Below are 12364 nucleotides of genomic sequence, written 5' to 3'. Positions count from 1 at the left end.
ACCCTTGATTTCTCCGCATTTGGACTGGTCATGAACACCGTCAACTACCTGCGCATTTCCCTGGTGGATCGCTGCAACTTTCGCTGCAGCTACTGCATGCCCACGGGCGAAGCGATAGCCTACCTGCACCGCTCGCAGATCTTGAGCTACGAGGAGCTGCTGTTTCTGGTGGGCGAAGTCTTTTTGCCCCTGGGGATCGACCGCTTTCGTCTCACCGGCGGCGAGCCGTTGCTCAGGCGCGGGGTAGTGGGCTTTGTGCGCGCCCTGGTGGGATTGCCTGGGGTGGCGGACGTGTCGCTGAGCACCAACGCCTACCTGCTCGAAGAACTGGCGGAGGACCTGTACGCCGCCGGTCTGAGGCGGGTGAATATTTCACTGGATTCCCTCGACCCAGGGGTATTCGCGCGCATCACCGGCCGCGACCACTGGTCCAAAGTCTGGGCGGGCATCCAGGCGGCCCACCGGGTCGGTTTCGACCCCCTCAAGCTCAATGTCGTGGTCCTGCCGGGGATCAACGAACAGGAAGTCCCGGATCTGGCTGCCCTGACCATCGATCGGCAATGGCACGTGCGCTTTATCGAATTTATGCCGATCGGCAACACCGGTTACTTTGAGCAGGCAGGCTGGGTGAATTCCGAGACGCTGCGAAGCCGTATCCGCGAGCGCTTCGGCTTGGGAGAGGGTGCCTGCTACGGCAACGGCCCGGCCGATGTGTTTCAGATTCCAGGTGCCAAAGGCACCGTCGGCTTTATCTCCCAGATGTCCGAATGCTTTTGCAGCCGTTGCAACCGGGTGCGACTGGCGGCCGACGGTTTTTTGCGGCCCTGTCTGCTCAACGAAGCCGATCAAATCGACCTCAAGACGCCCTTGCGCGCCGGGGCGGGCGCGGCCCAGCTGCGCGAACTGGTAAGTGAACTGCTGCTTCGCAAACCCGAAATCAACTTTCGCGAGCGCGACCGGGGGACCACCGGCTCCTATGGCCGCACCATGTCCCAAATTGGTGGTTAATACCTATTGCCCACAGCCCTGGCGCCCGATATCGGGGCTTTGGGCTGTGGGCCACCACCGACGGGGGGAGACGGGCCGCTATGGGCCGGGGGCAATAAACAGAGGGTGTATGATTGCCGTACCTCCCGAACTTTTTCTGTTATAATTCGTTAACATTTTTCGGTTTTCGGAACGGTTCATTCCAGTTCGATTGAGTCACAAGTCAGATGACGCAGGGTTTTGCACTTACAACCCCACTATTTTACGTCAATGCTTTGCCCCACATCGGCAGTGCCTACCCGACGCTGGCGGCGGACGCGGTGGCGCGCTATCACCGCTTGCGGGGTCGCTCCGTGCGTTTTGTGACCGGCACCGACGAGTACGGGCTCAAAATCGAGCGGCAGGCGGCGGAGCGTCATTTGACTCCCCGTGAGCACTGCAACGAGATTGCCGCCGGGTTCGAGAAGCTGTGGCGGGCGCTGTCGATCGATTACGACCGCTTTATCCGCACCACCGATCCGCGCCACGCTGCGATCGTACGCGAATTTTTTGAGCGCTGCTGGCAGGCGGGCGACATTTACAAAGGCCGCTACACGGGCCTCTACTGCATCGATTGCGAAGAATTCAAAAAAAAGCCCGACGAGGACTACTTTATCGAGAACGGCGAGCCGCGCTGCAAGATTCACCTCAAGCCGCTGCGCGAGCAGGACGAAGAGAACTATATCTTTGCGCTCTCGCGCTACCAGCAAAAACTGGAACAATACTTCGACGAGCATCCCGAGTTTGTGCAGCCCGATTTTCGTGCCCACGAGGTGCGCAATTTCATTGCCGGGGGACTCGAAGATTTTTCGATCTCGCGGGCCAACGTCTCCTGGGGGCTGCCGATTCCCGTCGATTCCAGCCAGACGATTTATGTCTGGTTCAACGCGCTGTTGGGCTATGTGACGGCCCTGCTCGAACCCGAGGACGAACCCACCTTAGAAAATGCCCTCGCGCGCTGGTGGCCCATCGATCTGCACATTGTCGGGAAGGACATTTTGCGCTTTCACGCCGTCTACTGGCCGGCGATGCTGATGTCGGCGGGGTTGCCGCTGCCGGGGATGATCTTCGGCCACGGGTTTTTGACGCGCGACGGCCGCAAGATGGGCAAGGCCCTCGGCAACGTCATCGACCCGGGTGTATTGGTTGAACAGTATGGCTCCGATGCGGTCCGTTACTATTTTCTCAAAGCGATCGAATTCGGACGGGACAACGACTTTAACGAGACCCGTTTTCGCGAGATTCTCAACGCAGATCTGGCCAATGATCTGGGCAATTTGCTGAACCGAACTGGTAATATGGTCGTCAAATATTGCGGTGGTGTTATCCCTTCCGTTGCCATCGATCCCACCGACGCCCTGCGGGACAAGGCCACCGGCCTCGCGCAGGTGTGCGCCGAGCATTGGGAGGCGCTGCGGTTTTCCGAGGCAAGCGGGTTGGCGTTGGCCCTGGTGCGGGCGGGCAACCGCTACCTCGATGCGCGCGCCCCCTGGTCGCTGTACAAAAAGGGCGAGCAGGTGCAGGTTGAACAGGTACTCTACGCGGTTCTCGAATCGGTGCGCATCGCAGCGGTATTGCTGTCGCCGCTGATTCCGGGGTTGGCCGCCGAGATCTACCGGCAACTGGGATTCTCCGTCCAGGCTTGGGAGGATCGCAGTTGGGACGATGCCTTGTGGGGCGGTTTGCCGGGGGGGCAGCCGCTCTGTTTGGGGTCGCCTCTATTTCCCCGCCTGGAATAGGGTTCATTTATCTCCGACGAGGTTGACTACTTTATGACCGCTTCTTCAGATACCGAAGGATTACTAGCCCGAGAGCAGGCGATGATGCGCGGGCGGGTGGCCATCTTCATCGACGGCTCGAACCTTTTCTACGCTGCGCTGCAGTTGGGGATCGAGATCGATTACACCAAGCTGCTCAATCGTCTGACCAACGGTTCGCGCCTGTTGCGTTCATTTTTCTACACCGGCGTCGATCGGGCCAACGAGAAGCAGCAGGGCTTTTTGCTGTGGATGCGCCGCAACGGCTACCGGGTGATCACCAAGGACTTGGTGCAGTTGCCCGACGGTTCCAAAAAGGCCAACCTCGACGTCGAAATTGCTGTCGACATGCTCTCGCTGGCAGGTTCCTACGACACGGCAATCCTCGTCTCCGGCGACGGCGACCTGGCCTATGCCGTCAATGCCGCCTCCTACAAGGGAGTGCGCGTCGAGGTGGTGAGCCTGCGCTCGATGACCAGCGACTACCTCATCAACGTCGCCGATCGCTACATCGACCTGGAGCAGATCAAAGAGGACATCCAGAAGGCGCCCCGTCAGAACGGCTATGCCTACCGGCCGCTGCCGACGAGCCACCCCGCCAACGGTGCCAACGGCTCCAACGGTCACGGTCTCCTCGTCAATACCGCCGAGGACGAAGCGAGATAGTCCCTTGGCGGGCACGCTCTACCTGGTGGCGACACCGATCGGCAACCTCGAAGACATCACCCTGCGGGCGCTGCGCGTCCTCAAAGCGTGCGACCGGATCGCCTGCGAGGACACGCGCCACTCGCGCAAACTGCTCGCCCACTTCGAGATCTCCAGACCGCTGGTGAGTTTCCACGCCCACAACGCCCACGCACGCACGGGCGAGCTGGTGGCCGCCCTTCAAGCAGGCCGGGACATCGCTTTGATTACCGATGCGGGCATGCCCGGCGTGAGCGATCCCGGCGCCGAACTGGTGGCCGCCTGCCGGGCTGAGAATTTGCCGGTCAGTGTCATTCCTGGCCCGAGCGCCCTGACCGCTGCCCTTGCTCTGGCGGGCTGTACTGATCCTCGCTTCGTTTTTGAAGGCTTTTTGCCTACCACCAGTCGCCGCCGCGAACGCCTGGTGGCCCTGGCGCGCGAGGAGCGGCCGGTGGTGCTGTTCGAGGCCCCCCACCGCCTACTGCGCACCCTGGCAGATCTGAGCGTCCACCTGGGGGCGGAGCGGCCCGTCGCCATCTGCCGCGAACTGACGAAAATTCACGAACAAGTCTGGCGGGGCGGCCTTTCAGCGGCAATAGCTTACTTCGAAACCACCCTGCCCCGCGGCGAATTCACCCTGGTGCTCGAAGGTGCCCCCCCTCAGGTGCCCGAGCTGCCCACCCGGGAGCAGTTGCAGGCGAGCCTGGAGGCGATGATCGCCTCCGGTCTCTCGCGCTCGGAGGCAAGCCGTCAACTGGCGGCCCAGACCGGCCTGCCGCGCAAAGAGATCTACCGGCTGTCGCTCACCCTCGAAGCTGATGGCGGATCCAAATAGAAGTCTGTTAGGATGAGCAAGTTCGACGCGGGGTAGAGCAGTCTGGTAGCTCGTCGGGCTCGAACAGCAGGTTCAGGGGTTCAGCGTTACGTCAGGCGCTAGACCACATCAAACCTGGGTCTGCATATGGGCTGTACAGGGAGTAACCCTTGTACGAACTCCTGCCAAATTCGGGGAAGCCTCAGACGGGGTAATCCCGAGCCAAGCTCCAGAAATGGAGAAGGTGTAGAGACTGGATGGCAGGCACCCTAACGGGTACGCCGAGGGTGAAGGGACAGTCCAGACCCCAAACTGCGAAAGCAGGCAGCGGAAGCTGTAGTGGTACGCATAACCCGAAGGTCACTGGTTCAAATCCAGTCCCCGCAACCATCTTAAGTGAAGCGCCGGCAAGTTTTTCTTCCGGCGCTTTTGCTTTTTTGCAGAGAGCGATCGATCAAAGTCGCAAGATCCCTTGAGCTTGGCAATAAGCCCGAAAATTGATGCCCTCCACACAGTTCTCGATTGCAGGTCCAGCCGCCGATGATTGCAAGCCGCTACAACTAAAATAGTGCGCAAGCTGCCGCCCGCCTGGACAGCCTGGCCTTTAATTTCAAGCCCTTTATGAGATCCATCCCATGACTAGCGCCCCGCTCAGCTGGGCAGAACTAGAAGCGCTCACGGATTTTCAATTGGACACCGTGAATGGGCCGACCAATGCCCAGGCCCGTCTGCGCCTGTTTGGCCTCAGCGAATCCGCTGTGCGAGTCACCCTTTACCGCGACAATCACGCCTGGTGCCCCTACTGCCAGAAGATCTGGCTGTGGCTTGAAGAAAAACAGCTTCCCTACCGTATCGAAAAAGTGACGATGTTCTGCTACGGGCAGAAGGAGAGCTGGTACAAGCGCAAGGTGCCCTCCGGCATGCTGCCGGCTGTCGAATTGGACGGCCGGGTGATCACAGAAAGCGACGACATCTTGATTGCCCTCGAACGGACCTTCGGTCCGCTGGGATCGGGCATGGAAGACCCCACGGTGCTCCCCCTGCGGCGGCTGGAGCGGCTTTTATTTAGGGCCTGGTGCACCTGGCTTTGCTATCCGGCCGGTTCGTCCCGCGAGGAGCAGCGCAATCGCGACCAGTTCAAAGCCGTGGTCGCCACGGTCGAAGATGCCCTCGGTCGCACCTTGGGGCCTTACTTTCTAGAGCAGTTCGGCACCGCCGATGTGATCTTCACGCCCTACGTCGAACGGATGAACGCCAGCCTCTACTACTACAAGGGCTACTCCCTGCGCGAAGAAAATCCCCACTTGGCTGCCTGGTTTGCAGCGATGGAAAGCCGACCCACCTACCGCGGCACCCAGAGCGACTTCCACACCCATGTCCACGACTTGCCGCCCCAGATGGGTGGCTGCTGGGAAAACGGCGAGCCCCAGATGCAACGCAACAAAGCACGGGTAGATCATGGTCCTTGGGCCGGACTGCCCGATGTGGCTTACCCCGAGCCCAAAAACTCCCGCACGGAAGCGCTTCGGCGGGTGCTCAAGCACCGCACCAACATCATTCGAGTCAACCCCGCCGATCGCCGACTGTTCGACGAGGCGCTGCGCTGTGCTCTGACCCACCTGATCACCGGCCAAGTCTGCACACCGCCGCCGGGCTCTGACCCGGCGCTGCGATATCTGCGCGACCGGATAAACGTGCCCCGCGATATGTCTATCTACGCGGCCAGACGGTTGCGCGAATCCCTGGAGCACACCGCCGCTTTGGTGGGCGATGGCCAAGGTCCCCCTCTGCCTGTCCAGCATCGGCGCGACCAGGATCCGGCGAATTTTGCCGGCGTTTGAGGTGTAGGCGCTCCACACCTACACTGAGGCCATCGATCTGTGGACCGCAAGTCATAATTAGCCTCAGCGCAGCCGCTGTTACGTGGGCACCCAGCCCCCGGTAAGGTGCGTGTGCAGCGTCTGGGTAGTCCAGGTAGGAAGGCCGCATCCCAAAAAGTCGTTGTCTTCAGTCCAGATGCCACTTTCGAGAACCAGTGCCAGGGCAACGGTGGGCCAATCGTCTGGGTCACGAGGAATACGTTGGCGGGCTTGGCGCTCAACCGGTAAATACACCAACTCCGGCGCAATACGGATGTTCCGGCGAAGAGTGCTGAGCGCCAACTCAAGCATGGTGTCGCGCTGTACCGGTAGAATACGGCCCTGGCGAACCATAGCATTGCCCCGTTTGCGCAATTCGTGCAACGCTTCCTCCACAGCCCGTTCGCAGATAAATAGATCCAATCTCCGCTCAGCCACCAGAGTACGGCCCGCCTCCCGCAAAAGCGTTCCGACAATGATATTGGCGTCAACAACCAATAGCATTCGTACCCGGGTCGCCTGCAGCGCTCTCGAACATGGCGGCAAAGCTCTCTTCATCGAGCTGGTTCTGAGCAGCCATTTGACGAACTAGCTCGCCCAGACGCTTGATGTCTCCGGTTTGCTCTTCTTGCTCCGACAACTCCGGCAACGGAACATAAACACCGATCAGGCGGTTGTTTCTGCGAATGCCAAGGGCGTGCTTGCTTGCCAAATAATGACTGGCGCGATCTCGAAACTCGCGAACACCAATGAATTCCATAATAGTGGCTACGTATGTGGCCACTATTATGTATCATCGCTGCAGGGCTGCCGGCTCATCGAAGGGGAACTCGTTTGGCCGGGGACAGTAGCCGAGCCGTCGCAGTGTCGGTTCGACGAAGTGATCGGTGGTTGAGGCGCCTTTCCTGCTTTGTGCATAGTTTGCTCTGCGGGCGCACTGCGATGATGAAGATGTCGGCCGGAGCAAAGAAGGTACGCGATGTTTGTGCTGCTGTCGATCCTGGTGCTGGGTCTGCTCATCGTGGTGCACGAGCTGGGCCATTTTCTGGCGGCCCGCTGGCAAGGTATCCGGGTGAGCCGCTTCTCGATCGGCTTTGGACCGGTGATCGCCCGCTACCAGGGGCCGGAGGTGGAGTACGCCCTGCGCGCCTTGCCCCTGGGCGGCTATGTCGGCTTTCCCGACGACGACCCGGATAGCGGTATACCCAAAGACGATCCGCATCTGCTCAAGAACCGGCCGATTCTCGATAGAACGATCGTCCTGCTTGCCGGGGTGACGGCGAACTTTGTGTTCGGCTATCTGGTGCTGTTGGCGCTGGTGGTGCTGGGGGGTGTACCCGAGACCCAGGTGCGGCCCGGCGCCCTCATCCAGCAGGTGACGGCCGGTCAGGCGGCTGAGCGCACGGGCCTCGAAGCGGGCGATGTCGTCCTCGAAGCGGCAGGGCGTCCCGTCGGCAGTGGCGATGGGGCGCTGGCCCAACTGAGCCGGGTGTTTCAGGCCAATGCCGACAAGTCCGTCAATTTGGTAGTCCAGCGCGGTGAGGAGCGGCGGCCCGTGGCCCTCACCCCGAATGCCCAGGGCAAAGTCGGCGTTTCGCTCTCTGCCAACGGCACCGTGACGCGCCGGGCACCCCGGGATATCGCCGAAGTTTTCACCAGCAGCGCCACCGCCTACGGCCGCATCGCCGTCACGACTTTGAACGGCTTCGGGCAGTTGTTTACCGGCCGGGCGGGACTCGACCAACTTACCGGACCGGTGGGGATCGTGGCCGTCACCGCCCAGGCCGCCCAGAGCGACTGGCTCAACTTGTTCTACGTGGCGGCGTTGATTTCCTTTAACCTCGCGGTGCTGAACTTGCTGCCCCTGCCAGCCCTTGACGGTGGACAACTCGTGTTCGTGATTGCCGAGGCGCTGCGGGGCAAACCCGTCCCCGACAAGATACAAAACTACGTCAACCAGGCGGGCATGCTGGTGCTGCTGGGATTGGGCGTGCTGTTGATCTTCCGGGACACCTTCAATCTGCTGCAGTGAGCGCTCCGTGGGCCTCACCAAAGAGGAGCGGATTCCGTCTGTACAGAGCAAGCCTATCTGCTGCACCGGCCCCGGTTATACTGAGCGGCACCGGCCCCAGGCCGTCTTCACCCAGGCGGAATCAGCGAAAGGTTTGCATTGATCGAAATTCACGCGCTCGCCGCCCTGGAGGCGGGTGGACCTCTCGAAGCGTTTACCTATACCCTGGGCGGGCTGGCAAGCCAGGATTGCCTGATTCGGGTGTGCGCCTGCGGTGTCTGCCACTCGGACCTGCACATGATCGACAACGACTGGGGCCGCTCGCGCTATCCGCTGGTGCCCGGGCACGAGGTGGTGGGCGAGGTGGTGGAGATCGGATCCGAGGTGCGTCACCTGAAGCCCGGCGACCGAGTCGGCGTGGGCTGGCAGCGCTCGGCCTGTCTGCAGTGCCTCGACTGCCTGCGCGGCAACGAAAATCTGTGCGCCCACAGCCAGGCCACGATCGTCACCGGCTACGGCGGCTTCGGCGATTATCTGGCGATCGATGCGCGCTTTGCCTTCAAGATTCCGGCGGGGATTCCCACCCACGTCGCAGGACCGCTTCTGTGCGGCGGGATCACGGTCTATTCGGGGTTGCGGGCGGCAGGGATGAGCTCGGGCCAGGAGATTGGCGTCATCGGGGTGGGCGGACTCGGCCACCTGGCAGTCCAGTTCGCCGGCCGCCTCGGCAACCGGGTGACGGTCTTCACCACCTCCGAGGACAAAGCCCGGCAGGCGGCCGCCCTCGGAGCGCACCGGGCGGTGATCGTGCCGCCGGGCGATTCGCCCCCGCCGCCTGTCGAACGCCTCGACATCATCATCAGCACGATCCCCTATGCCCTCGATGCGGTGGGCTATCTGGCTCACCTCGCCACCGACGGCACCCTGGTATTCGTCGGCGTACCGCCCGAACCGCTGGCGTTGCCGGTGCGCGAACTCATCCGGGGCCGGCGGCGCCTGATGGGATCGGGCATTGGCAGCCGCTCGCGCATCGTCGAAATGCTCTCGGTGGCCGAGCGCTTCGGGGTGATGCCGCTGGTTGAAACCTTTGCGATGGCCGAGGCGAACGCGGCGCTCGAGCGGGTGCGCCGCAATCGGGTCCGCTACCGCGCGGTGCTGCTGGCTGAATAATCTCTGTAGTTATTGCATAAAGTGATTACATAAATCTTGCTTTGTGGGAAAATCTTGGCCATAAACGACCACACCTGGCCTGCGAGGGGGTAGATGCTGCTGGGAAGATTCACCGTGTTTCCTGGAGAAGAGCGAACGCTGGCCGTTCAAATCCAGAGTGAAGAGTTCCGCTTCAACGAATGGAACGACAAACACATCGAGCAGGGTTTTTCCTGGCGGCCGGGCAGTGTCTCGTTTGAAACCCTGAGCGACATCGGCCTGCTCGCCGTCGAGGTGTGTGTCGAGCCGACCTTTGAGATTGCTCCCTCGGCGATACGGGCTGTCCAGGTCCCTTTCGCGGTGCCCGAGGGTGAGAGCATTTTCGTGGGTGCGCTCATCGACGAAGAAGATCATCGCTTCGTCGTCCCACCCGGAGACTACGCACTCGTTTACCAGACGGGGCTGGTGGAAGCGGATCCGCCACCCGGCCCGTCGGAGTTGGACGACGCCGACACGTGGTGCCGCCTATCTTTTGTGCGGCAGGACAACACCCAAGCGGAGATCTTGCGCATCGAAGCGGGCTACATGCCCGTGCTGCCGTTGCTGATGCAGGCGCGAGCCGTTGGCGTCGAGTAGCCCAGCCCGGTATGCCGTGCGGCGAAAATCACTCAGCGATGCAGCATGGCCTCCAATGCCGCTTCCAGGGCAATTTCGACGTGGGCCAGATGGGTGCCGCCCTGCAAAAAAACAATGTAAGGTTCGCGCAGCGGACCGTCCGCCGACAGTTCCAGGGTGCTGCCCTCGATGAAGGTACCCCCGGCCATCACCACGGCATCGGCGTAGCCGGGCACGACGTCGGGCACCGGCTCCAGGTAGCTGTCGATGGGCGAACTGCGCTGGATCGCCCGGCAAAAGGCGATGAGCTTCTCGGGCGAACCCAGGCGCAACGCCTGGATGACGTCGGTGCGCGGCTCGGTCGGGCCGGGTTGGACGGCGTAGCCCAGCTTCGAAAAGATGTAGCTTGCCAGGTGTGCCCCTTTGAGCGCCTCGCCCACCATCTGCGGCGCCAGAAAGAGCCCCTGCATCAGCAGGCGGTTGGTGTCGAGGGAAGAGCCGCCTGCGCTGCCGATGCCGGGGGCGGTGAGCCTGGCGCAGGCGCGCTCGACCCACTCGGCTTTGCCCGCCAGATAGCCCCCCGCAGGGGCGATGGTCCCACCGGGGTTCTTGATGAGCGAACCGGCCACCAGGTCCGCCCCGGCGTGGGTGGGTTCGCGATCTTCGCAAAATTCGCCGTAGCAGTTGTCTACGAAGCAGACTGTATGTGGGTTTTGCGATTTGACCAGCCGGATTATCCGCTCGATTTGATCGATAGCGACGCTGGGGCGCCAGCTGTAGCCACAGGAGCGCTGGATGAGCACTAGGCGCGTCTTGGGCCGGATGGCGGTGGCTAGTGTCTCCCAGTCGATGCCGCCTGCCGGGGTGAGGGCCAGTTCGCGGTAGGTGACGCCAAAATCCCTGAGCGATCCCTGGCCTGCGCCGCGCAGGCCAATCACTTCTTCGAGGGTGTCGTAGGGGGCACCTGCCACCGAGAGCAGTTCGTCCCCCGGGCGCAGCGCGCCGAACAGAGCGCAGGCGATGGCGTGGGTCCCCGAGACGAACTGGACGCGCACGGCGGCCTGCTCGGCGCCGAAAATGCGCGCGAAGGCCCGGTCGAGGGTGTCGCGGCCCAGGTCTCCGTGGCCGTAGCCGCTCACCCCGGCAAAGTGATGAGCGCCGATTTTTTCGGCGCGATAGGCGGCAAGGACGCGCTGGAGATTTTTTTTCACCCGGGTATCGACGGCGGCGAAGACAGGGGCCAGATCCTGCCTGGCCTGGACAAACAGTTCGACGGTAGACACGGTTCCTCAGAAGTTTGCCAAAGCAACGATTCTAATCGCCTCGGCTAACTGGTGTGATCGAGGATGATCCGCCAGCCCGCGGCCGTTTTGCGCAGCAACAACGTGAAGTAGCCGCCGACGTTGCCCCCGTCCTTGGCCGCCCGTTCGAGTTTCCATTGGCCGAGAGCAGAAGCGTACTCCTCGCCCAGGGGCAGGATTTCGAGATTTGAAAAAGTCAATTTTCCCATCGCCTCGGGCGTCGGATAGCGCTTGAAGTAGCGCTCCAACACCTTCTGGTAGCCGCGATTGACGTCGGTGCCGACGAAAGTGGTAGTTTCGGCGTTCTCGTACCCGGCCATGAAGCCCGGGATGTCGCCGCGGTTCCAGGCGGCGGCCTGCTGTTCGAGCACCGAACGCACAGCCTGCTGCCGGGCGTCGCCCTGCGCCGAAGCGGTACCGAAGCTCAGCAAACCGGCTGCGACAATTGCCGCCACCGTCCAGTGCCACCAGGATTGCCTTCGCATCGATAATTCACTCCGAGCGAACATTCACGGGCGCATACGCCGCAGCACGGCTCCCAGGCGATCGTAGTCGTCTTTGAGCAGTTGGCTGATTTCGCGCCCTGCCTCCACCAGCCAGGGGCGGCTGTGGCTGTGGGCGGCGTGGCAGTGGCGGACGGTGGCGGCGAGCAGTTCGTCCACCGGGGCGCCCGAGACCGTGAGCACCGTGCGCAGAAAATCGAGCCGGGTGCTGAAAAAAGCCACCTCCACCGAGGAGCAACGCAGCACCGCCTGGTGGACGAAGGGCGGGCGGGCGGGCAGGTGCTGCACCAGGCGCCGGTCCTCTTTGAAGCCGACGATGGCCGCTTTGAATTCGGTCTTGAGCATGTCGAAAATTTGCGGCTGCTCCGAGCGCAACTGCTGCATCGAGAGTCCCATCGCCCGCGCCCGGTGCACCGAGTCGATCGGGCTGGTGGTGGCGTAGTAGACCACCGCGTAGACGTCGATATTCGCCTCCTCGTCCACCGCCTTGACCAGCGACCCAAAAGGCGGCGCCACCGGAAAATCGAGCGAATCTTTGTCCAGGCACTGGGCGAGAAATTCGGTGGTGGCCGTCTCGATCACCTCGGCCACATGATCCGGATGCAGGTTGATGAGCGGCAGGCGCACCATCAGGGCCTTCCCCTT

13 protein-coding genes are annotated in these 12364 nt (G+C 62.1%); 8 read left to right on the top strand and 5 right to left on the bottom strand.

All coding sequences use genetic code 11. From position 1 onward, the window contains the following. The first annotated feature begins 30 nt into the window (after positions 1–30). The 5 genes from moaA (at position 31) to GLL_RS15585 (ending at position 6122) form a co-directional block, all read left to right on the top strand. The gene (moaA, locus tag GLL_RS15605; protein WP_011143017.1) at positions 31–1008 is read left to right on the top strand and encodes a GTP 3',8-cyclase MoaA; all 978 of its coding nucleotides are present in this window, start codon (positions 31–33) and stop codon (positions 1006–1008) included. 206 nt (positions 1009–1214) lie between these two features. Further along, positions 1215–2765 carry a methionine--tRNA ligase gene (metG, locus tag GLL_RS15600; RefSeq protein WP_011143016.1) on the top strand — a complete coding sequence of 517 codons (1551 nt, stop codon included), beginning with the start codon at positions 1215–1217 and terminating at the stop codon, positions 2763–2765. A gap of 33 nt (positions 2766–2798) precedes the next feature. Beyond that, positions 2799–3449, top strand: a complete 651-nt coding sequence (locus GLL_RS15595; RefSeq protein WP_011143015.1) for an NYN domain-containing protein — start codon at positions 2799–2801, stop codon at positions 3447–3449. Then, positions 3388–4302, top strand: coding sequence for a 16S rRNA (cytidine(1402)-2'-O)-methyltransferase (gene rsmI / locus GLL_RS15590; protein WP_011143014.1), 915 nt, complete (start codon positions 3388–3390; stop codon positions 4300–4302). The genes GLL_RS15595 and rsmI overlap by 62 nt, the downstream gene beginning before the upstream one ends. A 614-nt stretch (positions 4303–4916) precedes the next feature. Next, positions 4917–6122 carry a glutathione S-transferase family protein gene (locus GLL_RS15585; protein ID WP_011143013.1) on the top strand — a complete coding sequence of 402 codons (1206 nt, stop codon included), beginning with the start codon at positions 4917–4919 and terminating at the stop codon, positions 6120–6122. Positions 6123–6200: 78 nt separating this feature from the next. On the opposite strand, the gene GLL_RS15580 is transcribed toward GLL_RS15585, so the two are convergent. Then, positions 6201–6644 (bottom strand): PIN domain-containing protein, encoded by a 444-nt coding sequence (locus GLL_RS15580; protein ID WP_164929167.1) that lies wholly within the window; start codon positions 6642–6644, stop codon positions 6201–6203. Then, positions 6628–6900, bottom strand: coding sequence for a hypothetical protein (locus tag GLL_RS15575; protein ID WP_164929166.1), 273 nt, complete (start codon positions 6898–6900; stop codon positions 6628–6630). The genes GLL_RS15580 and GLL_RS15575 overlap by 17 nt, the downstream gene beginning before the upstream one ends. Before the next feature lie 219 nt (positions 6901–7119). Between GLL_RS15575 and rseP the strand changes: the two genes are divergently transcribed. The 3 genes from rseP (at position 7120) to comJ (ending at position 9936) form a co-directional block, all read left to right on the top strand. Next, on the top strand, positions 7120–8172 hold the full coding sequence (gene rseP / locus GLL_RS15570; RefSeq protein WP_011143011.1) for an RIP metalloprotease RseP: 1053 nt from the start codon (positions 7120–7122) through the stop codon (positions 8170–8172). 138 nt (positions 8173–8310) lie between these two features. Then, positions 8311–9321, top strand: a complete 1011-nt coding sequence (locus GLL_RS15565; RefSeq protein WP_197530018.1) for an NAD(P)-dependent alcohol dehydrogenase — start codon at positions 8311–8313, stop codon at positions 9319–9321. Between the two features lie 93 nt (positions 9322–9414). Beyond that, a complete protein-coding gene (gene comJ, locus GLL_RS15560; RefSeq protein ID WP_011143009.1) occupies positions 9415–9936 on the top strand; it encodes a competence protein ComJ in 522 nt (173 codons plus the stop codon). 32 nt (positions 9937–9968) lie between these two features. Here comJ and GLL_RS15555 read toward each other — a convergent pair whose 3' ends face one another. Genes GLL_RS15555 through GLL_RS15545 form a run of 3 tightly spaced genes read right to left on the bottom strand, consistent with a single transcriptional unit; the run spans position 9969 to position 12349 of the window. Continuing rightward, the gene (locus tag GLL_RS15555) at positions 9969–11198 is read right to left on the bottom strand and encodes an aminotransferase class I/II-fold pyridoxal phosphate-dependent enzyme (protein ID WP_011143008.1); all 1230 of its coding nucleotides are present in this window, start codon (positions 11196–11198) and stop codon (positions 9969–9971) included. A 44-nt stretch (positions 11199–11242) separates the two neighbouring features. Continuing rightward, positions 11243–11701: a YybH family protein gene (locus GLL_RS15550; protein WP_164929165.1), complete on the bottom strand. Its 459-nt coding sequence runs from the start codon at positions 11699–11701 to the stop codon at positions 11243–11245. A 24-nt stretch (positions 11702–11725) separates the two neighbouring features. After that, entirely contained in the window at positions 11726–12349 is a 624-nt protein-coding gene (locus tag GLL_RS15545) for a hypothetical protein (RefSeq protein WP_011143006.1), read from the bottom strand. Positions 12350–12364 lie beyond the last annotated feature (15 nt).

Source organism: Gloeobacter violaceus PCC 7421, assembly GCF_000011385.1.
GTDB classification, from domain to species: Bacteria; Cyanobacteriota; Cyanobacteriia; order Gloeobacterales; family Gloeobacteraceae; genus Gloeobacter; species Gloeobacter violaceus.
Note: the sequence above shows the minus strand (reverse complement) of the source record. Positions and strands in the feature narration are given on the sequence as shown.